Raw genomic sequence first — 1,437 nt, 5'->3', positions numbered from 1 at the left:
TGACCTGTCCTTCAACTGCAAGGGACGCGATGCTCAGGTGGTTCGCCAAAGCGGTGAAAGCCCCTTTGTAACCCGCCTCATCCCGCCAATCGAATACCGCTCCTTCGAACCTTAGTTGATCCCACGAGCCAAGTTCCAGATTTGGAACAATGGCAGCGGGTTTGAGCCTCCCCAACTGAACTGGTCCACCGTTATGTTTAGGAAACGGAGGACCACGAATGGCAAACAAGAGACCGAAGCCTGAAGAGATTGTCTCGAAGTTACGGCAGGTTGAAGTTCTGATGGGTCAAGGCATGTCCCGTCTTGATGCGATCAGACAGATCGGAGTTGTTGAGCAAACCTATTACCGCTGGCGGAAGAAGTACGGTGGAATGGGTGTTGATCAATTGAAGGAACTGAAACGGCTTCAGAAAGAGAACGAGCGGCTGAGACGCGCAGTTTCAGATCTGACGCTGGACAAACTGATCCTGACGGAAGCCACAAAGGGAAACTACTGAGCCCCGCTCGTCGTCGTGCCTGCATCGATCATGTCCGCAGCCAGCTCAGAGTATCTGAGCGACGCGCCTGCCGCGTGCTTGGACAACACCGGTCCACGCAACGGCGCGTCCCACAAGGTCGCGCAGACGAAGACCGGCTGGTGGCCGACATGATCGAGCTGACCCGTCAATACGGCCGATATGGTTATCGCAGGATCGCTGCACTGCTGAGAGAGGCTGGCTGGTCTGTCAGCGATGGGCGGATTGAACGGCTTTGGCGACGAGAGGGGCTGAAAGTGCCAGTGAAACAACCGAAGAAAGGACGGCTCTGGCTGAACGATGGGTCGTGTGTTCGGCTGAGGCCGGAGTATCGCAACCACGTGTGGTCCTATGACTTCGTCCATTGCCGAACCGATGATGGCAAAGCTTTCCGGACGCTGAACATCCTTGATGAGTACAGTCGGGAATGTTTGGCTATCAGGGTCGAGCGGAAGCTGAACTCGACCGATGTAATCGATGTCCTGACAGACCTGTTCATACTTCGCGGCGCGCCGAGTTTCATACGTTCTGACAATGGGCCGGAATTTGTCGCCCAGGCTGTCCGAGACTGGATCGCCGCCGTTGGCGCCAAGACCGCTTACATCGAACCTGGGAGCCCGTGGGAGAACGGATATTGTGAAAGCTTCAATGGCCGGTTCAGGGATGAGCTGCTCAACGGCGAAATCTTCTACAGCCTGCGCGAAGCACAAATCCTGATCGAACAATGGAGGAGACACTACAACACAAAACGCCCCCCCAGTGCACTGGGCTACCGCCCGCCAGCGCCCGAAACCATCATCTCAATGGATCACAGGCCAATGATGCACTAACAATCAACTTGGACCAGTCAGATGAGGCTGCTCACGGCCAACCATGCGCTTTGTCGCGATCAAAACGGTAGAGCAGCAGTCGTTGTTATCGT

The 1,437-nt window shown here is 55.6% G+C and carries 1 protein-coding gene and 1 pseudogene; one reads left to right on the top strand and one right to left on the bottom strand.

What is annotated here, in order from left to right; all coding sequences use genetic code 11:
• Positions 1 to 220, bottom strand: a pseudogene (locus AC2FNV_RS23520) (hypothetical protein); the annotation flags it as partial.
• Here AC2FNV_RS23520 and AC2FNV_RS23515 point away from each other — a divergent pair.
• Positions 219 to 1,345, top strand: a protein-coding gene (locus AC2FNV_RS23515) for an IS3 family transposase (RefSeq protein WP_496774735.1) whose coding sequence is annotated in 2 segments (ribosomal slippage) — positions 219 to 480 and positions 480 to 1,345 — 1,128 coding nt in all. Because the reading frame shifts where the segments join, the coding sequence is not laid out codon by codon here. The pseudogene AC2FNV_RS23520 and the gene AC2FNV_RS23515 overlap by 2 nt on opposite strands.
• The last annotated feature ends 92 nt before the right edge of the window (positions 1,346 to 1,437 follow it).

The organism is Ruegeria sp. BHSA163 (assembly GCF_059613365.1).
The sequence above is the reverse complement of the archived record's forward strand: the minus strand, read 5'-3'. Positions and strand labels throughout refer to the sequence as shown.